Here is a 21,598-nt window from a genome sequence, read left to right as displayed (position 1 = left end):
ATTCCTTTCCTGCACATATTGTGGCAATTTCTAATCTGGCCTGTTTTCAACAAAGACCTCGATTAAATATGGTTCCTTGCAGTTCCTTCCATTTTCTATCGCTTTGCTGAGTTCCACTGCCTTATGAACTTGACATCCGGAAACCCCCATGGATTTGGCAAGTGCCATAAAGGAAATGACTGGATTATCAATTTCCATCCCCAGATGAGGTTCATTCAAGGGATAATCCCCCAAAATCCTCTTTCGGACGGTTTTGACCTGACGGTAAGTTCCGTTGTTGGTAATGATCATAATGACCGGTATTCGATAATGCGCTGCCGTCCAGAAAGTCTGCATAGACCAAGCTGCGCTACCGTCCCCTGATAATACCAGCACTTCCTTTTCCGGACAGGCCAGCTTGACGCCAAGACCCCCAGGCAGGCCGAAGCCGATACTACCTCCGTTACGCGGACGATAAAGACTCTTTTCGTCTTTAAAGTCTACAATAGCGCGAAGCATGGCCGAAGAAGACCAGCAGTCATCGACGATGTAAGTTTTGTCAGTCATCGCCGCAGATACACCGGCCATCAACGCAGTCACTGCTACAGGCTGCCGGTTCTTTTCAGCCTCTATCTTGTTTGACAGCGCCTCCTGTTGTCTTTCCGACTCTGCAGCCAACAGTTTCCTTCTCTTTGCCGCCTTTTCCGCCAAATCGTACTCTTTTTCTAGCAGTCCATTCAGTTCTGCAAGGACTTCTCTGATATCTCCTTGGATTGGGCAGTCCACGGGGAAGTTCTTTCCAAGCTCCCATGGGTCGTCGTCAATTTGTACGACAGGGAGCGCCTCTGGCAATGCCTCTGCATCGCTGTAAAATGCATCGTTAAACAACTGTCCCCCGATTTCAATCAGAAGATCCGATTCGCACAGCACTCTTACCATCTGTGGGCTGGTCGAATCGATATCCCCGCGGTACTGAGGATGCCTGACCGGAAAATTGACGTCCCCCATCCAGATTTGATACACGGGCGCACCCAAGAGTTCAGCAAACTTTACCGTTTCAGCGAGGGCCCTGGCGCGCGCCACGCCCTCCTGCACCAGCAGTACTGGATTCTCTGCCTGTAAAATCAAGGATTTTGCATGGGCAATCTGGTGGCTGTCACCCCTGCCTGCATTATATCCATAAGGCGGCAAAGAACGTAAATCGAGCTGCACCTCTTCATTCATTAAATCCGAGGGAATCGACACAGCCACCGGTCCCATCGGCGGCTGCATCGCCATTTTGAAAGCCCGATTCACTGCCACTGGAATGTCCTGTCCGCGATGGATTTCTGTCGCCCACTTCACTACCGGCTTTGCCATTGAGACGATATCCCCCGATAACTGTGGATCCTTTACGAGGAGGCGGGTGTCATTCTGTCCGACCAGGATGACCATGGGCACTTTTCCGTATTTCGCATTGAGCAGGAGGGGCATCGCTGCGGCCATCCCAGGTCCGGTATGCAGATTCAGCACCGCTGGCTTTCCCTTTGCCCTGCCATATCCTTCCGCCGCCCCCACACAAACCATTTCATTGAGGGCAAGAATGAACTTTATTTCCGGTGTTCTTTCCAGCTCTTCCATGAAAAAAATCTCTGTTGCACCTGGAATTCCAAATACACATTCCGTTCCATGATGCTTCAGTAACTCTATTAAGGCTTTACTTCCTTTTACTTTCTTCATCTTTATACTCCTTGACTATCTGAGCATGATGACTTGCTGAGAGTAATTCTTCCATGAACTTTGGACCTTCTTTTCTCCCTCAATCCACATCGCTGTGTCTGGATATTCATCATATTCTACAGGCAGAATCATCCCCCGCAGGAATGCAGCCGGTTCATCGCCATAGGTGGTCGAAATAATCGGATAGGAACCTTCTTCATACCATGCGTCTCCTGTTTTAGTGTTGTCTGAGCATTCCCCAATGACGCCGCGCACATGGAGATTTCCCTCAAGCAAGCAGCGGATGCCGGAACCCGGATGGGAATGCAGTCCTGTTGAACCCAGATTGCCATAGATACAGTCCAGTCTGAACAGCCACTTACTGCGGGAGGTCAATTCAAACATCTGCACCTTCCTGCTGATTGCAAGCTTGCTTTGTACTGGGCCTCCTTCTAAATAGGTGTTTGCAGCTTCCTCTCTGACAATCTCCCACCGCCAGATAACGGCATCCATTTCTGCCGTCTTTATAAAGATGCTATCCTTACAATAAACAGCCTGATCTGCTGCGACTGCTTCGCCATTGATTTCTGCGCCTCCCCGTAGTACATAAAGGATGGAATGCTGCGACTCAATCTGCCTGCACTCGATATTTGCTGGAACATAGTCCTGATATAGTCTTAATGTATACATTTGTTTTTCCTCCATCACATATTCAATATTTTAAGCTCCGAGAATCAGATTCCCCAGAGGGTAAATCAGCAGCGCCAGCGACGCACAACTGATAACCGTCATAACAAGTCCGTTCTTTAAAACGGATTTCCCTTCACACCATTCGTCAGAATAAGCCATGCCGATAGGTACAAAGGCTGGCGGTATCGTATAAGCCATGTTGGCTGCGATGCAAATGGTGACGACTAGCAGGAACGGATTGATTCCCGCCGCCTGCGCAAGCGGCACGCCAACGCTGACAAAGATAATGCCTACTGGTATGTTGTTGGCAATGTTCGTGATGGCGCAGCTGAGTACGGCAAAGAGCGCAATGACTGCATACGGGCTTTTGCCTTCTGCCAGTGGGATGATATTCTTGGCAATAAAATCCGGAATACCGGTGGTTGCTTCACCCATGGCAGTCGCAATCATCAGGATGCCTGCCAGGAACACAATCGAAAGCCAGTCCACCTTCTTCATGGCGGCATGTAAATCTAATACCGGTTTCCCTTCAATACGAACGATTGCAAGGAATACAATGGCGATAAACAGCGGCGCTGTAGCCGTCAAGTTGTCCATAAACAGGAAGACACTTGAGGTCGGTGCCAGGAATGACAGAAAACCTGGTATAATCCAAAGTATCAGAACCAGAATGCTAACTGCTCCCACCAGCTTTTCTTTCTTGTCCATTGCACCAGGCCGCATCGCTTCAATTGCAGCAAAGTCAATTTTGTCAAAGTGAGAGATATCCGGTTTGACCACAAAGCGGAACCAAAGCAGCATCAGGAACCAGATGACAAACCCTACCGGAATACCTACCAGCATGTAGCCCAGCACATTGGCTGCCTGACCGGTGATTCCTGAGTAAATCCCCATGAACAAGATGCTTGCGGTATGGCAGATCGGCGTCATGGCAAAAGCCAAAATAACCGTGAAGGTAATGCCGATTACCATATATTTCGGCCATTTGTCGCCCTTTTTAAAACCGAAGATTGCAAATATTTCATGTGCAATCCCGAGCATGAAGAATTCTGCCGCCACGCAGTCTAAAAACAGCGAAATGGCCATCGTTGCAAAGAGGAACATGAAACTGAAAGTCCATGCATTGTTCTTCGCCTGTTTGCTGGTAATGAACCAAAATACGATTCTTCGGATAATCCCTGATTCCTCCAGCAGTACACACAAAATCGAACAGCCCAGGGCAAACAGTACGATCCAGTTACCAAAGGATTGCTGTCCCGCTTCGTAGATTCCGTTGGTCTGCCATGATGCAGGGTAAACGTCCAGGGCGTGAAGCCCGAACAAAATGATGGCCAGAAAGGTCGGCCACATCATATCCACGAAAGTCCACAGGATAATCAGTCCCAGCAGCTGCCCGATAATCACCATGCCCACCGTTGTAATCGGCGCTGGTGCCGGAAGAATCGGGAAAAGCAGCATGATCAGTATGCCGATAAGGGCTTTGATATAGTACGATATATCCTTCTTTTTGTTTAAGTTCTTCATTTTTTCCTCCTTAGTCTTTTCGATCGATCGGATTGATAAAATTCTAACACGCTACCGATTATAAGTAAAATTAGTAAACACTCTAAAACAATAAATAAAAATTATAATTTTTCTTCATTTTTCGTACAAAAAATCAAAAAAAAATGCAAAACAGCTTTTTATGACTGTTCTACATTTTTTTAAAATTGAACACGATAAATTATATTTATCGCAGGGTATTACTTCTTCCTCCGATGACCAGCAATGGCACCACTGGCACCCAGTGCGGTAAACAGCAGCACGATATACATCCCAAGGGAGGCCCGATCTCCTGTATCTGGCGTCTGTGTTGAAACTGGCTTCTCCGTCACGGCCTCTTTTTCTTTGTCGATTACATATCGGAGTATCAGCCCGTCCGTCTGCCAGTCTCCCAGCGTAAAAGAATCCAGCTCATAATCTGACCACTTGTAATTGTCGTAGAGGACGTAAGAATCATAGCTGCCCATATAGTCGAATAACTGTCCGTCATATTTACAGTTTACAAAGTCCTTCGCCTTGATGATATCCCCTGTATAGCCCTGAAGGCATTTCCCCTCAAAGTAATCATCATAGCTGCCTTCATAAACCGTAGCCATCAGCTTCAACCTGCCGTCAGTCCGCTGGTAGTACTTGTGAATAATCTGGAAGTAATCTATGGACGGACACTCGCAGGCCAGCTCGGCGCCTGCGATGAGAAGGCCGGTGAAATCCGAACTGGTGATATAGGCCAGCAGAGGGTCCAGGTTTTCAATCAAATTCTTGACCGCCTCCGCGTCTTCAGGTTCCAGTTCTGCCAAGAACTGATCCATTGTCAGGCCGGCGTCCTGAAGCAGCACGTCAATCAGGGATGCAAAACTGTCAAAATCGCCAACTTCCTCTTTGATCAACTCCTTGAACATGTCCACAATCTGCTGGAAGATATCATTTGTGAGAATGATGGAACTGCTGACAACAGAATAATGATTCTCTGGCAGACCGATGATCTCCACATGAAACTTCGACAAGACGTTATCTATGTCTGTGAGAAATTTTTCCGGATCCTTTTCATAGGTGCCCAAATCTATATTCCCCTGCACTTCCGCCAGTTCCTTCATAATGGCATCGCTGATCCGGTCTTTGGGATAACCCAGCCAAAGACCCAGTGTCTCTCCATCCTCTTTCACTTCTTCAACGGGAATGATAATATTGATATTCGTACCAGGTGCGGTAATCCGCACACTCAGGTCTTTTAAATTAGCAATTTCTGTGCAGTCTTCATTATCTATGGTGACAAGCGCCATAGCATTGGGTTCTTTCTTAAGGTCGTCCACAATGTTTGCAAAAGCTGTTGTCGTAAAAGACATGACAACCATGCAGACAATAAAGAAACGTACCAATATCTTTTTGGTTTTCATCTTAAAGTTCTCCTATCGCAGTAGTCAGCTCCCGGGCATCGTCAATTAAGTTGATTTTTCCTCGCAAAGCGGCGCTTCCGGGAATGCCCTTGAGATACCAGCCCACAAATTTACGCATTTCGCGGACTGCGGCGTATTCGCCCTTTAATTCTATCATATCATGAAAATGACGCAGCATCATTTCTTTTTTTTCGACAAGATTTGGCAATTCTGGCTGTGGTTCTCCCTTCCAAGCCGCCAGAACGTCGCGGAAAATCCAGGGGTTTCCCAGAGCGCCACGACCAATCATCACAAAGTCACAGCCGGTTTCCTCCATCATAGCCATGGCAGAATCGCCGTCCACCACATCTCCGTTGCCAATGACAGGGATGCTGACCGCATTTTTCACGGCCCTTATCTGCGTCCAGTCCGCTTTTCCACTGTAATACTGCTCCCTCGTCCTACCGTGAACAGCAACTGCCGCCGCGCCGGCTTCCTCAATAGCTTTTGCCGTCTCCACGGCATTTATACAGGATTTGTCAAAACCGATGCGTATTTTTGCCGTCACCGGCTTGCTCGTATTGCTGACCATGGCAGAAATCAAATCATAAACTAGATCCAATCGCTTCAAAAGCGCCGAACCCTCGCCATTCTTTACAATTTTCGGTACAGGACATCCCATGTTGATATCCAGAATCGCATTTTCCCGCTCTTCTAATGCGCGGGCAGTGAATGCCATGATCTCCGGTTCACTTCCGAAGACCTGATATGCCACCGGCTTTTCCTCCTCGTAGAGAAAGAGCAGCTGGTCTGTCTTCCTGTCGCCGTAATACAGGCCTTTTCCGCTGACCATTTCCGAATAGACCAAAGCCGCTCCCATCTCGCGGCAGATTCTGCGAGTGGGAGCGTCTGTAATTCCTGCTAGTGGAGCCAGAAGAAAAGGATTATCAAGTTCAATATTTCCTATTTTCAAGCTTTTACTCATTCTGTATTGGTTCCTTTTTTTCCTTGCACGGTTTTGCCGGCTTCTTATTTTTTTGATAGATGATTTCAAGCCCTTCCAGGGTCAACATCTTGTCCACATGATCGATACAGTCTACCCCGTCATCAATCAGCGTAGACAGACCGCCAGTTGCGACAACTGTGACCGCTTTGCCCGATTCCGTAATGGCCTCCAACTCTCTTTTCATCTTTTTTACGATGTAGTCCACCATTCCCATGTGTCCGTAAACAAGCCCGGACTGCATACTCTGAATGGTATTTTTGCAGATCGTCTGACCAGGCTCCTCCAGTTCTACCTTTGGCAGCTTCGAGGTCTTTTCAAAGAGCGCCTCAGATGCAATCTTCAGACCCGGGGCAATGGATCCGCCTAAGTACTCGGCCTTCTCAGTCACCGCACAGAACGTGGTCGCTGTTCCAAAATCGATGATAATCAAAGGTCCGCCGTATTTTTGGTAGGCGGCCACAGCATTGACAATTCTGTCGGCCCCTACTTGTTTAGGGTTGTCATACTTTACAACCAGTCCAGTCTTTACACCGGATTCTACAGTGATGGCGCGCTTTTTAAAATACTTCATGGCCAAGTGCTGCAGCGTGTAGAGAACTGACGGTACAACGGTAGAAATAATGATGTCTTTTACGTCCGATGCCTGCAGCCCTTCATACTGAAAGAGCTGGGTTACGATCATGCCGTACTCATCGGCACTTTTGTTGTTGTCTGTTTCGATTCTCCAGTTGGTGACCAGCTTTCCGTCTTTGAATACTCCAAGTACGATGTTGCTGTTTCCAACGTCAAAAGCTAAAAGCATTGTCTTTCTCCATTCCTAATGGCGCTGACCCAATTTGCGGGACAGGCCTTATGTTGTGATTTCACGACTTTACAAAATGCAATCGGTCGTACTATTTCACAACTCTGTCAAGCCTTTTGAGGGCCAGGGCCATAGTCAATCCCGGTATAACGCGATTTCCGGTGATTTCTGCGCCCAGGACTTCGTTGATTCTCTTCAGTCTATATTGCACAGTGTTGGTATGAATCCCCATAAACTCTGAGGTTTTGCCACTGTTCATCCCGGCGTCGAGAACAAAAGTCTCTAAAGTCTCCAGCAGTTGTTTTGCTTTATTTTCTCCCATTTCTTTTCTAAAGGGTTCCAGAAGATCCATGTAGTTCTTCTTTAAATACCCGCCCTGTACCTGCAAATTGATACAGTTAGAAACCAGAGCAAGTTCATATTTGGTAAATACTCTCTTATAAGGAAAAACGCTTTCCACAAAAGTCCAGGTTTCGCTGATCAGCCTGAAGGCGTCGCCTGCACCCTCGATTCCGTCAACACCCGTGGCATGGAAGATTCTCACCGTCTTGCTGCCCTCTTTCAACTTGTCGAAGAGCACCAGACAGCTGGACTTCTGCGTCGTTTCTTCATCCTCCGGCTTTTCACCGTTCTTCAGAATCATGCCGTAGGTTTCTTCCCCTTCGGTAATCCTGAGAACCTCGATATTCTCTTTCTTTTCAAATTCGCTGATGACTCCATTGCCCTGGTTGTTTTCGATACCTTTGGCATAGAAAACGCTGAGGATGTTGTCCGCTTTGATCTCCATCTCGTCTTTTAAAGAATAAGCCAGTGATTTGTTGCCTCTGATCAAAGCCTTAATCAGTTCGGCTCTCACGTCTCTTTCCGGCGTGTATTTCCACATGCCCATCGCCAGCTCAATAATTTCCGCCAGCTTGGTTATCTCCCCCGCTGAATAGTTGTCTTCGTTGTCTACGATAAAGAGGAAGTACTTTTCTTTATTGATTGTGATGGGACCCCAATAGGTCAGAACGCCGTTGACATCGATAAAGGTGTAGATGCCCGCCTTTTCAACATCTCGTTCTTTCCCCATTCTGATTGCATCAGCGATGGTAGTCTTCTGTCTTGTCTCAATGGACAAAATCGGATTAAAGTCCTTTGATAAGAGCACCACCTGAAAGTCGTTGCTTACGGCAGCCTCTCTCAGCGCTGCCTGAAAGGTCTTATGTTTTTCAAAGTTCAGCAGATGATAGATGGTATTGTTAATCAAGCTGTTTTTAAAATTGTCGCCGTATAGAAGTTTGTCCATGATCTGTTCAATGGCGTCAGAATACTCTGCTTTGTTATTTTTCGGTATGACAATCAAAGGAAGTCCCACCTGCTCGGCCGTTTCAATGACTTCGCTGTCCGCTCCGGTCAGACCTTTTTCAACATGAAAAATGACCAGCGCACTGACTCCCTCCTTTGCCAGGCCTTTGACAACTTCGCATTGCAGCTTTTCCTTGCCCGTCATTCCGTAAAATGATGTAAGAACAATCTGTTCCCTGACCCCGTTATTTTTTATGGCAGTCTCCACATTGGCAGCGTCCATTACCGAAACGGAACGGACCCTGTTGCCAATATTTCGTTTTCCTGCCGCAAGAATGCTGGGGCTGAATGACTCCAAACTCAAACAATCATTTACAGTTATTTTCATAAATTACCTCTATTCTTCTTCCTTAGGTTCCTCTTTTTTTGTCAGCGTTTTGGCTGTTTCGTCGTCGGAACTGTCTTCACCTATAGCTTCTTTCCCTTCTCCGCTTTCAGTGTCGTCATCGGAATCAGATGGATGGTCTTCGTCATCCATATAGTCAGTATCATATTTTGCAAGTTCAGCAGCCAGTTTTTCCTCTTCTTCTTTGCGAATTCTCTCGAATTCAGCCGCTTCCTCTGCGTTGACTCTCTGAATTTCTTCTTCTTTTTCTTTTACCAGTTCTGCCAGACCCTGGGCGTCAACTTCACCAGTGTACAGTGCTTCGAACTGCTCGCCGTCGAGCGTTTCCACCTCCAGAAGGGCTTGTGCTACTCTCTCCAGCTTATCCATATTGTCAGTCAGAATGCGAGATGTCACTTCGTAAGCTTCTTCAATGATGGATTTTACCTCATGGTCGATTTCTGTGGCGATTCCTTCTGAGTAATTTTTCCTCGTTGAGAAATCCTTGCCCAGGAATACTTCGTCAGACTCGCTGTAATTGACAGGTCCGATCTTATCGCTGAACCCGTATTTTGTAACCATTGCTCTGGCAATCTCCGTCGCTCTCATGATGTCATTGCTGGCGCCTGTGCTGATATCGTCCAGGGTCAGCTGTTCAGCGACACGTCCGCCCAGCAGGTGTTTGATGCTGTTAAGCATGCCATTCTTCGTCTCAAAGCCTTTGTCTTTCTCTGGCAGAGACATGGTGAATCCGCCGGCATTGCCTCTCGGAATGATTGTAATCTGATGCACTGGATCTGAATCCGGCAGACTTCTCATGACAATCGCGTGGCCTGCTTCGTGGTACGCTGTCAGCTTTCTCTCTTCCGGACTGATCACTCTGCTCTTCTTAGCAGGTCCAGCCATTACCTTGGTGGCAGCTTCTTCAATTTCTGCCATTCTGATCTTGCGGCCGTTTCTTCTGGCCGTAATCAAAGCGGCTTCGTTGAGCAGGTTCTCTATGTCGGCCGGTGTAAATCCCGGCGTTCTTCTCGCCAAAATCTTCGGAGAAACCTCGTCAGACAGCGGCTTGTTTTTGGAGTGGACTTTGATGATCTCTTCTCTGCCTTTGATATCCGGAATGCCAATGACCACCTGTCGGTCAAATCTGCCCGGTCTCAGCAGAGCCGGATCCAATACGTCCGGTCTGTTGGTCGCAGCCAGAATGATGATGCCGGAGTTCTCTCCGAATCCGTCCATCTCAACCAGCAGCTGATTGAGCGTCTGTTCTCTTTCATCGTTGCCGCCGCCCAGACCTGCGCCTCTTTTCCGTCCGACTGCATCGATTTCGTCGATGAAAACGATACAAGGCGCGTTCTTTTTAGCCTGGTCAAATAAGTCTCTCACTCTCGATGCGCCGACACCGACAAACATCTCTACGAAGTCAGAACCGCTGATGGTGAAGAACGGTACGCCTGCTTCACCTGCAGTCGCCTTAGAGACATAGGTTTTACCTGTTCCCGGAGGGCCGACTAACAAAATACCTTTCGGTATTCTGGCGCCTACTTCTTTGTATTTGCGCGGATCTTTCAAGAAGTCTACGACTTCTGAAAGCTCTTCCTTCTCTTCGTCCAGCCCGGCCACTTCGTCAAAGGTGATCTTCTTGCCTTCTCCTTTATATAGCCGCGCCTTGCTCTTCCCGAAGGAAAATGCCTTGCCGTTGCCTCCCTGATTCATCATCAGATAGAACAAGAAACCCAGCGCCACTACCATGATCAATGTAGGCAGCAGACTGAGAATGGTGGAACCGGAAGACGGTTTTGGCGTCTCAACGGTCAGCTTTTTTTCCTGCATCTGCGGGAAAATATAGTTTTCCTCCAGCCAGTTGATCTCTGTGATATACGGCGCATAAGCATAGACATATTTGTCTTTTCCTATCTTCCCCGTAATCTTCGTGTCTTCAATCTTGATCTCGGTTATCTTCTCCTGCTCCAAATAATTGGTTAGCGTCGAAAATTTTACCAGTTTGTACTCTGAGCCGCCGCTGCCATTATAGAAAAAGGCCGCTGCTAACACCAGAGCAAAAATCACTAAGTAAATACTGATATTCTTTGCGAATTTCTTCAATTTCGTTTTTCTCCTCCCATATCTATATTCCCAAATTCTCGTAATACAAATTTGTTCTCTCTTAACAAAACAGTCTTATAATTTTATCATATTCAACAATTTATTTCAATACAAATCACCTTTTTTGTATCCTCACACAGTTTGTATCTGGCTGCATACCGGCCCCTGCCCTGGTGCGGCAGAATCCAGAGAATCTCCCGGTTGATTGCAACAAGCTCTACGCTGTCTCTTTCGTCCTTTGGAATCTTGCGGTCCACCAAGTAATCCTGCAGTTTTTTCGTCTTGCCGCCGAAGATTGTGATAAAGTCTCCTGCCATACGCTTCCTCAAGGTGATCTGTGCTTCCGCATTTTCCCCAAAAGCCGCTCTAATCAAATCATAGTCAAAAACCGCATGTTTATCTTTAGGTAGTTTTCGTTTTTCATAATCTTCCTTGGACAAAACTGCCACGTGGACAGTCCTCGTCTGCAAGGGCGCAGCTCTTGCAGCCTTGACATCGTCATAAACCTTTGTCAGATAATATCCTCTCGGCAGATCAAACCGTGCAGACGGCTTCGGGTGAAAGGCGATCTCTTCACAGCCGTCAAAATGGATGAAGGCCAGGTCTTCTGTCAGACCGATGCTGTGAAAGGCTTTGGCAAAAACTCTCTGGCGTACCGCACGGTGCAGGCGGCGAAGTTTTGCACCGTCCATCAGAACGCTGTTTTCACTCTTTTCTTTGACCAAATCTGCAAAAGTCTCAAGGGCCTGCCGCCACAAAAAGTCTTTGTCTACAGAGGCAGTTTTCCCCATTCTAATCATTGTATCCTTTATATTCGTGTTATATTCCTTTTCCAGATAGGGAATCAGATTTAAGCGAATTTTATTTCTCGCGTAAATCGGTTCTAAATTGGTATGGTCGATGCAGGGGCGCAGATCATGCTCTGTGCAATAGGCCAAGATCTCCGCTTTGCTGACATCCAGCAGCGGTCGTATGATTTCATTTCCGTATTCATCAAAGCGTCTGTAGCTGATGCCGGAAAGCCCGTCCGTTCCAGCCCCGCGTAAGATGCGGAACAAAATAGTCTCCGCTTGATCGTCAGCGTTCTGCGCCACGGCAATCTTGATGTTTTCTCTCGGGATTCCCTCCGCTGCTACCTCTGCGGCCACCTCTGCAAAGGCCTGGTAGCGCACTTTACGGCCAGCCTCTTCGGAAGTAATCTTTTCTTCAGCGGCAATTTTGCTGCAGTCGTAGACAAAGGTCCTGCACGGACAGCCGGCCTCATCTGCGATTTGCTCTGCATAAGCCTGATCGCTTTCCGCATCACCCGGTCTGAACTTGTGATTGACGTGGACCGGATGAAGTGTCAGTGGCCACTCTTTCGCCAAGTTCTGCAGAACATGAAAAAGGCACACCGAATCAGGACCTCCCGAGAGGCCGATGACGATGTGCTGATTTTTTTCAATTAAATGATGTTCCCTGATCGTGTTTAACACTGTTTCTCTAATCATAACAGAGTAAGTATACCACAAACAGGTGGGTTTTAAAAGATTTTATTGCACTAATATATATAACCCACTTCTGTCACTTTACCGCCTTGAATACATGCATATCCCACTGTTTCACCGCTTTGGAACAGCCAAATTTGGTAACCGGGATATTGGTATCTTGCAATCGGCTTACCCCATGTGGTCTGCAGCGCCTGGCTGCTGGTCATTCCAACATAGAGCTTATTGCCAAAATACACCTTGGTTTTTCTGGAACAAATCTTCTGATTATGAGAATTATACAGGTACATGTAGACAGCAGAACCCGTTGTATGTTTGCCAGTATAAATTTTTACAGTCGGGCTGCCGCTCGTCTTTCCAATTTTTTTCTTATAGATCTTCCCGTTGATTTTTACTTTTATCACATCGCCTTGAGAAGCGCCTCTGCAGCGTACATAAACGTATTTTGAGGTCCGCAGAACATAATATTTGCTGGCCACGCTGCTGCCTGTTCTCTTATAGACCTTCTTGCTTATGGATTTGGTACTCCCATTTTCGCTGATAACAGTAATCTTAATACTTTTACCTATTTTCTGTTTCGGAATTTTCAGTGAAAAAGCGCCGCCGCTCCCGGCTTTTGTCTGATAGAGTTTTCCGTTCAGTACCGTTTTCACAGTCATTCCCGGGTATGTCTTTCCCTTGATTGAGGTACTTTTATCGTAAATCTTATTGACACTGAGTTCAATCACTGCATTTTTTACTTTTACAGTCTTTGTAATTTCTTTGTCGAGATCATCTTTTACTACGATTTTGATTTCCCGTCCCTTTTTCTGTTCCGGATAAGTCGCTTTGATCAACGCCTGGGTCCCTTTATCTTCAATCTTACAGGAATATTCCGTTTCTCCGATGAAAACAGATGCCGACACGATTTTTTCCGCAGTCAGCTTATTGATAGAGGCAGACAAACCCTTTTCTTCTGCTAAAATAGTTCCAAAGTCAATACTGCTGCGTTTTACGTTGACAGTCACCTGCGCAGAAGCTTCTGCATAACCTTTCATGCCGACAGTTCTCAGTGTCACCACGGCAGTTCCTTCACTGTGAGCATGAACCATGCCTTCTGCATCTACCGTGACAACTGCCGGATTACTAGAGGTGTAAGAGAAACCGGTTCCGTCTCCCGTAGCCTCTGCTTCAATTTTGAAAGGCTGACTCCTTATATACGCATCATAGACTGCTTTGGCAGGGGTGACTTTCTGCTCTTTTCCCTTGATGGTAAAATGAATCTCTTTCTCTCCGTGAAACTTACCGATACCAGTAATTGTAATCGTAGCAGTCCCCACTTCCATGTGGTTCTTGTATGTAGTTTTATAGTCGTAACTCTCCCTCAGCCGCTCGCCATTGTAGGTCACTTTTACTGATGGAAATTGGTAACGGCCCGTGTAGACAAATTCACCGTCCTGATACAATGTGGCGTCAGCTCGGGCTATATCTCTGCCCACAGTATAGTTGATGCTTTTAGTGCCTGTATAGTTGCCGATTCCTTTTACGGTTACAACGCCTTTATCCTCTTTCTCCGTATAGTCTGTTACTTGGTAGTCTACATTTTCTATTAAAGCTGTGCTGCCAAAGGAAAGTTTGATCCCCGGCTTATGCCCTTCTTCTGTATACTTATCTACAACATAAAAACAGCCTTTGATGTCCTTGGGCAAAATAGGGATAATCAGCTGAACTTCTCCGCAGTACGCTCCAATTCCTCTCAAAGTTACCACCATGTCTCCGACGTTGATGTTGTTGGTCACTTCCACTGTAAAGTCTATGTCCTTCTTTAAAGACTTATGGGGGTTTGATTCCTCGAGATACAGAGTGCTCAGGTTTTGGGCAGTTCCATCATAGGTGATGGACTTAGGATAGTAACCTAAAGTTAATGTGGAGATATCAGTTTTTTCCACCTCAGTCTGTCCGCCGCCATCTGTCTCACCGTCTGCCGCAAAAGCAGATGCCGGCATATAGCTAAACAGCATGGTCAGAGATAACAATATCGCAAGTATTCGTTTCATTATTTTCACCTTCTCAATTAAATTACTTTCGATTATACGCTGAACTTATGTATTTTTCAACCGAATATGGCAACTTTCCCTAAAGGCAAAACCGCACTGTCTCCAGTGCGGTCTCTTAGTTTATATTTTATTGGTTAAAGGCTTGCGATATAAGTCTCCAGTTCTTTCAGGCTTTTGGGAACTGGCAGATCGGCGGACAGAACACCTTTGCTCACCAAGCTTTCAAAGAGTTCGATAGCCGCCGGTTTTTTCAGATTGGTCTTCTCCAGAACCTGGCCGTTTGAAAGCACCTCTACGGGCGAACCCTGCATCAAAGTCTTTCCATCGTGAATCAAGATGATTTCTTCCGCCCACTCCAGGGCATAGTCTACATTGTGAGTGGACATCAGTACAGTGATTCCCTGGTCAACCAGCATGTCTACGATTTTGTTGACAATGACCGTGTGCTTAGGGTCCAGTGAGGAAGCCGGCTCGTCCAAGATAATGACCTCCGGATTCATGACCAGTACATCTGCGATAGAAACCTGCTTTTTCTGACCGCCGGAAAGAGAGTGGGTCGGTTTGTCCATAAAAGGCGTAATTTCCAGGGTGTCAATCACCTGTTCCACCGCCGTTTTGGCATCCGTTTCACTCATGCCGATGTTCAGCGCGCCGAAAGAGATTTCTTGAAAAACTGAGGCAGAAAAGAGCTGATTATCAGGGTCTTGAAAGACGATGCCTACTTTGCTCCTCAGATTTAAAAGTCCTTTTTTACTATAATCTACCGCTTCTCCGTCAACGTACAAAGTGCCGGCTGTCGGTCTGTGAATCCCATTGAGACAGAGAAAAAAAGTGGATTTCCCCGCGCCGTTGGCCCCCATAAAGGCCACCTTCTTCCCTCTTTCGATTTCCAGACTCATGCCGTTGAGGGAATAACTCTTTTCGTCATCATAGGAAAAATATAAATCATCTGCTTTGATAATGATGTCTTTCATCAGAACTCCTATCCTTGCATCTTTATAAACACGGTGAACCCGAAGAGAACGAGTTCAAATACTGCAATCATTATGATATTTCGTCTGCTGACTTCATGATTCTCCTCCAGCACTCTGATTTCGCCGTCGTAGCATCGGGCTTCCATGGCGTCATAGAGGTTCCTGGAACGCTTCATGGCGCGGATGAAGAGCGCCTGTACCATTCCGCCAAAGGATTTGATAGAGGTGCGCAGATCCTTATGACCCAATCTGGCATTCTGCGACGTGGAGATAAAATAAGCCACATCGAGCAATACAAAGATGTATCGGTAAATTAAAAGCATCAGTTCTACAAGCAGTGCGGGACAATGCATTTTTCGCAGTACCGAAAGAATGTCCGTCATGGTCGTATTGAGAGACAGAAAATAGAGGCAGGATACTGCCGCCATGGCTGTCACAATGAGCTGCAGGCCGTGCAAAACAGAATTCCAGCTGCCGGTCAGATACCAGCCTCCAATCTGCAGTGCAAAGGCATCCAGAGGATGCTTTGACAGATTGACGATGATAGCCACCGTACTGAGCAATAGGAAAGCCAGAGGCACCAGCATGAGATTGCCGTACCTCCTGGCTGAAATTCCGCCGATCTTTATAGTCAGGAAACTGTTAAAGGCCAGGATGAAAAGCCCCATCACGATGGAACGACTGACAATACAGAATATGAGAGTCAGCACCGCGAAGGCGAACTTTTCTGCTGGATTAACGTACCTGATCTTTGATAAGTAACAGAGCTTATCAATTAGTATCACTATTCTACCTCTTCTTCATCCTTTTTCCACTTATGTCTCTCGTAGAAACGACCCATGATAAAGGCGACGATCCCGACGCCGATGCCTGTCTGCAGACAGAAAATCAAACTCTCTATTTCGCCTGGGATTTCTCCTCCCAGATACTGTTCAAGAATTGGTTCAAACCAAGGCGTATACTCGCTGCCCTGGATTTCGGCAACCATCTGGCTGCCCGCATCGTCAGATCCTCCAAACTCCGCGCCTTTTAGGGCGAGGAATGGGATTACTGCGATGAGAATGGCGATAACCAGCAGGACGATGACGAGTCCTTTTCTGCTTTTTTTCTTTTCCATGACTATCTGCCCTCCTTAATAAAGCCTATTGATCTGAGTTCAGGTTTTGCAAAGGACTCCAGGCCGATGACGATGACAACCGTCAAAATACCTTCTACGATTGCCAGTGGAAGCTGTGTCGGCGCAAAAACGCCCAGGAACTTCACAGCTGAAGCCATGACGCCTCCTACTTCAGAAGGATATGCAACGGCAAGCTGAATACTTGTCACACAATATGTAAAAATGTCACCGATCATCGCTGCCAAAAACACAGAGACCATCTTGTTGACTTTTAACTTTTCGCAGAGCTTATACACACCGAAGGAAACAAATGGTCCTGCAATGGCCATGGAAAAGGTGTTTGCTCCCAAAGTGGTCAGTCCGCCGTGAGCAAGGAGGATTGCCTGGAATAGCAATACGATAATTCCAAGGATGCTGACAGAAGCAGGCCCAAAGAGAATGGCGCCCAGTCCTGTACCTGTCATGTGAGAACAGCTTCCTGTAACGGAAGGAATCTTCAGTGATGATATAACAAAGATGAATGCTCCAGCCATAGCCAGAACGGTAATTGCTTTTCTGTTTTCGCTGAGGGTTTTCTTAATGGAAATGAAACCCCATACTACAAAGGGAACGCAGATAACTCCCCATACAAGGGAATGCATCGCTGGTAAATAGCCCTCCATAATGTGCATTGCACTTGCCGTCGGTACGATACCGAATACAATGGAAAGTGCTGTAACAATTGATAAAGTTAGTTTTTGCCTTTTTGTCATTTTATCTCCTTTCATGGTTAAACAAAAATTCACGCAAAATAAAAACGCTTGTCCGAAATCAGACAGGCGTCTCGCTGGAATCCATAAGCAATGACACCGCTTTGGGTTTTCCATGCGCGTTCACACCCGGCCATCGTTCGTAACCTTGTGCAAATTGGCTGTATTCAGGTAGTTCTTCTGACTTAGACATCAAACACGCACATCTACGCCTTCCCAGTTTCCCAGTGACATTGTTGAGATGTGGCTACGTCTTCACAGCGGCGTGACCGTGCAAGTCTCTCACTTGCTTCTCTTTTAACCCCGATTTGGGGACCTTCTTACATTCAATTGTAGTTTCATTCTACTACGACATTTACGCTCTTGTCAAGGCAAAGAAAAAGAAACACCATGGCAAACTGTGCTTTGCCAAGCTCGGCTGGCTTTTTTGCTTAAAAGGTGTTTTTTGTCGATTTCGAAAAAAGTTTTTGAGCGAGTATTTGCAACGGTTTCAAAGCGTAAATCATCAAACTGCGTTAAAGCTCTTCCTATAAATGTCTGAATTTCAGTATTTTCGAGCTTTTTTCCAAAAGCATAGATTTTGCCCATTTTGGCAAAAATGCAACAGAATTTTATAAGATTGGACAAAAAAAGCGGCAGCCTAAATGGCTGCCACCATGACGGTCAAATCGTCCCGTTCTCTGATTCCATATTTCTCCGCTGCTTTGTTTACAATCAGTTCTGCCACTGTATCTGGATCGCGGCTGCCCAGCTCCGTCAGCCGCTCTCTCAGCCACTGGCCGTCAGGGTCGCTGCGGTCGCAGTCAGTGACGCCGTCAGAAACCATAATCAGCAAGTCTCCCCTTTTTAATCTTACATCGATGTACTCTAACTTCAGTCCGTCCACAATGCCCACCGGCGGCGCCGGCCGTTTCAGCATAGAGACGCTGCCGTTGTGTTTTACGTAGGTGGAGGCTGCGCCCATTTTAAAGATCTGCGCTCTGCCAGTCACCTTATCTATGATTGCCAAATCCACCGTGGCAAACATCTCCGCACTGTTACCCGTCATCAAAATGGCGTTGACCGTCTTCATGGCGATATCTACGTCAAAACCGGCAGACAGCAGCTTGGATAAGGTTGTAACTACCAGCTTGCTTTCTGTGGCCGCCCGGCTGCCCTTGCCCATGCCGTCACTGATAATCAGCGCCTGCTTATTTTTGCCGAAAGAAAAGGACAGGCAGCTATCGCCAGACACTGCTTCAAAGGCATAAGATGCGCTTCCCACCAGAATCTGCGGCGCGTTTCTAGCCGCAGAAGATTCACCTCGGCCTTCCAAGTCTTGCATCAGCTCATTAACCGTCCTCGCCATGCCGTCAAACTGATAAGAAACAATCTGTTTGTTGTCCATGCCGGCACTGTATAGCTTGCTCAGACTGAGAAAGACTTCCCGCTTTTTCATCAAGTCACGCCGAATCGCTTCCAGCTTCAAATCCGCTCCCGTGGCAGACTGTTGACAGAACCGCTCCTCACCAACACACCATAACCTGGTGATGATACCGCTCGGCACAGCGATAAACAGAGCCATAGCTGCCGCGGCGCCGTAAATCTGGTCACTGGCAGATAATGCGATTGTAGCAAAAATCGTCAGCGCCAGCATCGTTTTGCGATATTTTCCGTCAATCAGCGAAGCCAGGAACCATCCTGTGAGCATGCCTGCAAAAAGACCGATAAAGAGCTCTGCGTAATCCACATGCTGACATTGCCAGAAAACGGCCGCAATACCGGCGGCTGCCATAGCCGGCTGAATCCCTTTGCAGTACTGAATCACCACAATGGCAAGCAGCCAGAGTGGAAAGACTACTTGTACAGAATCAATGGCACCGATTAATGAGATTAAGAAAATCTCGTAGGCTAGTCCAATTTTTTCTTCCGAGATCTGCATGGGATTTTTCCCTACGAAAAGAATCCTTGCTATGGTATTGAATACTCTGATAAAGACGATGACCGCAATCGTTTCTTTGATCATGGTCTCTATGCTCAACAGGTAGGTCAAATGCCCATAGGCGTAATAAGCGCAGTTGAAGACAATAACTGCGGCAACTGCTACTGACGTTCTCTGATTTATGGTAAATCTGTGATTGTGAAAGAACAGAAAAAATATCCCGCAAAATATCATAGCCATCATATCACCATAGAGATTTAAGACGGCTCCCCCATAAGTCAGCATCGCAACCGCAATGACCGGCACCAAATATATGTATACTGTCGATACCGCCACCATGACGGTAATCAGCGCCACTGTGGCCGGAAAGGTCCCTTCGAACAGATTGATCCGACCAATAAAGAAGGCCACTGTCAAAGTGGCCAACACGGTTTTGAAATTAATCTGGTTCCCTACAAATTCCATATTTCTTCCCCTTTGTTCCCTTTGATTTTTATAACATAGGAAATATGAACCGTAAGCGATATTTCCGTATGTTTCAAAAAACGTTCCTTATGAAATGTCGCCGCCATAGCGGCGCATGTGTACATAGGAGCTTTCGCTCCGTTATGTGCTCATTTTTTACATATTCTATCATGAACTCTGTGGGGGTTGCTGTCGAAGGCGGGTGTCGAAAGAGAGGAACTTACTGGGCCAGGAGTTTCTCCACCTGTTCCCGCTTTTCAAACAATACACATCCGCCCTGATGGTCTGCCGTCAAAAGCTCCTGTTCGTGAAGAAACGTAAACAACCTGGAGTGAAGAGCCTCTTTCAATGATGTCTCCTTGACGTTGATATCAGAGTAGGGTGAAAAGGGACACGGTTCTGCTCCGCCATGGGAATTGATGTGGAAAAATCCCCTGCCCGCCGCCAAACAGCCGCCGGAACTCTTTTCATCGCCGGGAAAAGAGATGAAGACCATCTCCGGCTTCTCTTCTCTCACCGCCGACAGCTTCGATTGAAACCACTCTCGTTCCTCATCGCCAAAAGCCAGTTCTCGGCTCTCCTCCGTTACTGGCACATATTCCACATAGATGACCGCCTTACAGTCGAAACGGGAAAGCTGGCTGAGAAAATCGGGGGAAGTAACGACGTCTTTGTTTTCGGTCGTCACTGTGACAGAAGTTCCAAAGAGCAGACCGCGCCGTTTCATCTGTTCCATAGCCGTCAGTAAAGTGGCGTAAGTCCCTTCCCCTCTTCGCTGGTCTGTCAGATTCTCATCTCCCTCGATGCTGAAAATGGGAACAAGATTTCTGCACTGCTGAAAAAGCTGCAGATACGCTTCATCCATCATGGTCCCATTGGTGAAAATCGGAAAGAGTATTTCCGGCACTTTTGCAGCCGCTTCAATAATATCCCTCCGTAAAAAAGGTTCTCCCCCTGCCAAGAGGATAAAGTTAATGCCCAGCTCCCTGGCTTCCAGAAAAATTGCCAGCCATTGTTCCGCTGTGAGCTGACAGTCGGGCAGCCCATCTACGCAACTTTCGTTGCTTCTGGCATAGCAGCCGCTGCAGTGTAAATTGCAGGCGCTGGTGATACTGGCGATGAGAAAGGGCGGGATATGTTCGCCCTTATCCGCCCACTGTCTGCGGCGGCTGGCCCCTTTCTTGCTGGCAGCAGCAAAAGAAACCATAAATGCGCTTTCCTTGGGGTCTTTTAAGGTGGCCTTGATTGCACCCTTCACGATATTTTCAACCCCTGTCGTCAGATAGTTTTCCAAATCAAATTGTTTCTGTACTGTCATCTCTAATCCTTTCTGTAATGCGCTGCAAAGTGTTCTATATGCTGATTCAGCTGCCGAATAATGACTTCTCTCTCCGCGCCGCTGTCATACCTGGCCATGAGAAAAATGATTGGTGAGTAGAATTCCAGAGCGAGAAACTCCCAGTCTTCTTGTATGAAGCATTCTCTTTCAACGAGCAGTCTGAATAATTCAGCCATAAACTTCAGCGGCCCGTCTGTCAGATATTCGTGATACAGCCTGCTCTTCTCTTCACTCTTATACTGTTCCACCAGAAGCATCTTGCGAAAACGAGAGGCATAATCGCTCTCCGTCCAATAGAAAAACATTCCTCTGGCAATCTCCTTCAGTTCCTCCGTCGTAATGATCTCGTAAGCCTTTGCTACATCCTGCATCGCACCCTGCGGCGCACGAACCTCTAACGTCATTCGCTGATACTGTTCTTCCATCCGAATCAAAATGTTGTCAAAGATGTCTTGTTTACTCTCGTAATGTTTATACAAAGAGCTCTGTCTGATTCCCACTTCTTCTGCAATGTCACGTACACTGACGCCGTCAAAGCCCTTCTCCGCAAAGAGATTCAATGCGGCAATCAAAATATCTTCCTTCGTGTTCCTCTTCAATGTTCCATCCCCCTTCTCTTTAGGCTAACGTTCGTTCTCTTTT

The 21,598-nt window shown here is 46.8% G+C and carries 18 protein-coding genes and 1 riboswitch; all 18 genes read right to left on the bottom strand.

Going from position 1 to position 21,598, the window contains the following annotated elements:
• Positions 1-30 precede the first annotated feature (30 nt).
• Positions 31-1,698 carry a thiamine pyrophosphate-binding protein gene (locus tag BN6539_RS07390; RefSeq protein ID WP_067535968.1) on the bottom strand — a complete coding sequence of 556 codons (1,668 nt, stop codon included), beginning with the start codon at positions 1,696-1,698 and terminating at the stop codon, positions 31-33.
• A gap of 15 nt (positions 1,699-1,713) precedes the next feature.
• The gene (locus BN6539_RS07385; protein WP_067535964.1) at positions 1,714-2,367 is read right to left on the bottom strand and encodes a hypothetical protein; all 654 of its coding nucleotides are present in this window, start codon (positions 2,365-2,367) and stop codon (positions 1,714-1,716) included.
• Positions 2,368-2,397: 30 nt separating this feature from the next.
• Positions 2,398-3,891 carry an SLC13 family permease gene (locus BN6539_RS07380; protein WP_067535960.1) on the bottom strand — a complete coding sequence of 498 codons (1,494 nt, stop codon included), beginning with the start codon at positions 3,889-3,891 and terminating at the stop codon, positions 2,398-2,400.
• A gap of 218 nt (positions 3,892-4,109) precedes the next feature.
• Complete coding sequence (locus BN6539_RS07375; protein ID WP_067535957.1) at positions 4,110-5,303, bottom strand: hypothetical protein; 1,194 nt, start codon at positions 5,301-5,303, stop codon at positions 4,110-4,112.
• A gap of 1 nt (position 5,304) precedes the next feature.
• Positions 5,305-6,267: a tRNA dihydrouridine synthase DusB gene (dusB, locus tag BN6539_RS07370; protein WP_067535954.1), complete on the bottom strand. Its 963-nt coding sequence runs from the start codon at positions 6,265-6,267 to the stop codon at positions 5,305-5,307.
• Positions 6,260-7,090 carry a type III pantothenate kinase gene (locus tag BN6539_RS07365; protein WP_067535951.1) on the bottom strand — a complete coding sequence of 277 codons (831 nt, stop codon included), beginning with the start codon at positions 7,088-7,090 and terminating at the stop codon, positions 6,260-6,262. Before BN6539_RS07365 ends, dusB begins: the two co-directional genes overlap by 8 nt.
• Positions 7,091-7,181: 91 nt before the next feature.
• Positions 7,182-8,765 carry a PucR family transcriptional regulator gene (locus BN6539_RS07360; RefSeq protein ID WP_067535950.1) on the bottom strand — a complete coding sequence of 528 codons (1,584 nt, stop codon included), beginning with the start codon at positions 8,763-8,765 and terminating at the stop codon, positions 7,182-7,184.
• Between the two features lie 9 nt (positions 8,766-8,774).
• Positions 8,775-10,868 (bottom strand): ATP-dependent zinc metalloprotease FtsH, encoded by a 2,094-nt coding sequence (gene ftsH / locus BN6539_RS07355; RefSeq protein WP_067535948.1) that lies wholly within the window; start codon positions 10,866-10,868, stop codon positions 8,775-8,777.
• Positions 10,869-10,960: 92 nt separating this feature from the next.
• A complete protein-coding gene (tilS, locus tag BN6539_RS07350; RefSeq protein ID WP_082907399.1) occupies positions 10,961-12,358 on the bottom strand; it encodes a tRNA lysidine(34) synthetase TilS in 1,398 nt (465 codons plus the stop codon).
• A gap of 50 nt (positions 12,359-12,408) precedes the next feature.
• A complete protein-coding gene (locus BN6539_RS07345) occupies positions 12,409-14,391 on the bottom strand; it encodes an Ig-like domain-containing protein (RefSeq protein WP_067535943.1) in 1,983 nt (660 codons plus the stop codon).
• A 134-nt stretch (positions 14,392-14,525) separates the two neighbouring features.
• Complete coding sequence (locus BN6539_RS07340) at positions 14,526-15,365, bottom strand: energy-coupling factor ABC transporter ATP-binding protein (protein WP_067535939.1); 840 nt, start codon at positions 15,363-15,365, stop codon at positions 14,526-14,528.
• An 8-nt stretch (positions 15,366-15,373) separates the two neighbouring features.
• Positions 15,374-16,150 carry a cobalt ECF transporter T component CbiQ gene (cbiQ, locus tag BN6539_RS07335; protein ID WP_067535936.1) on the bottom strand — a complete coding sequence of 259 codons (777 nt, stop codon included), beginning with the start codon at positions 16,148-16,150 and terminating at the stop codon, positions 15,374-15,376.
• Positions 16,150-16,482, bottom strand: a complete 333-nt coding sequence (locus BN6539_RS07330) for an energy-coupling factor ABC transporter substrate-binding protein (RefSeq protein WP_067535933.1) — start codon at positions 16,480-16,482, stop codon at positions 16,150-16,152. The genes cbiQ and BN6539_RS07330 overlap by 1 nt, the downstream gene beginning before the upstream one ends.
• A 2-nt stretch (positions 16,483-16,484) precedes the next feature.
• Positions 16,485-17,234 carry an energy-coupling factor ABC transporter permease gene (locus BN6539_RS07325; RefSeq protein ID WP_067535926.1) on the bottom strand — a complete coding sequence of 250 codons (750 nt, stop codon included), beginning with the start codon at positions 17,232-17,234 and terminating at the stop codon, positions 16,485-16,487.
• A 150-nt stretch (positions 17,235-17,384) separates the two neighbouring features.
• A riboswitch (cobalamin riboswitch) is annotated at positions 17,385-17,566 on the bottom strand.
• A 31-nt stretch (positions 17,567-17,597) separates the two neighbouring features.
• Positions 17,598-17,819, bottom strand: coding sequence for a hypothetical protein (locus BN6539_RS07320; protein WP_147363188.1), 222 nt, complete (start codon positions 17,817-17,819; stop codon positions 17,598-17,600).
• Between the two features lie 52 nt (positions 17,820-17,871).
• Positions 17,872-19,617, bottom strand: a complete 1,746-nt coding sequence (locus tag BN6539_RS07315; protein WP_067535919.1) for a SpoIIE family protein phosphatase — start codon at positions 19,615-19,617, stop codon at positions 17,872-17,874.
• A 220-nt stretch (positions 19,618-19,837) separates the two neighbouring features.
• A complete protein-coding gene (locus BN6539_RS07310; RefSeq protein WP_067535916.1) occupies positions 19,838-20,935 on the bottom strand; it encodes a radical SAM protein in 1,098 nt (365 codons plus the stop codon).
• Between the two features lie 2 nt (positions 20,936-20,937).
• Positions 20,938-21,555 (bottom strand): TetR/AcrR family transcriptional regulator, encoded by a 618-nt coding sequence (locus BN6539_RS07305; RefSeq protein ID WP_067535914.1) that lies wholly within the window; start codon positions 21,553-21,555, stop codon positions 20,938-20,940.
• Positions 21,556-21,598 lie beyond the last annotated feature (43 nt).

Origin of the sequence: Emergencia timonensis, assembly GCF_900086585.1 — a bacterium.
Taxonomy (GTDB): Bacteria; Bacillota; Clostridia; order Peptostreptococcales; family Anaerovoracaceae; genus Senimuribacter; species Senimuribacter timonensis.
Note: the sequence above shows the minus strand (reverse complement) of the source record. Positions and strands in the feature narration are given on the sequence as shown.